Source organism: Endothiovibrio diazotrophicus (genome assembly GCF_054657215.1).
The window spans coordinates 1-281 of the sequence record NZ_BAAHXB010000365.1; the positions used below are offsets into that span (position 1 = coordinate 1).

1 protein-coding gene is annotated in these 281 nt (G+C 56.2%); it reads left to right on the top strand.

From position 1 onward, the window contains the following. Positions 1–281, top strand: a 281-nt coding sequence (locus tag ACYQ2W_RS26835; protein WP_459874206.1) for a transposase, incomplete at both ends; no start/stop codon positions are given.

A 281-nucleotide genomic window follows, 5' to 3' on the forward strand; every position in this document is an offset into this window, starting at 1 on the left:
GTACATGTGCTGGATCGCTTCCACATCATGGCGCATCTGAGTAAAGCGATTGACGAAGTGCGTGCCCAGGAAGCCAAGGAGTTGAAAGCCAAAGGCTACGAGCCGGTACTGACGAGAACCCGCTGGCTGCTGCTCAAGCGCCCGGAGAACCTGACGGAGAAGCAGGAGGTGAAACTCGCTGAGCTCGTTCAGTACAATCTGCGCTCGGTACGCGCCTATCTGCTTAAAGAGGAGTTCCAGCTTTTTTGGACCTACCTCTCCCCCTATTGGGCGGGGCGTTA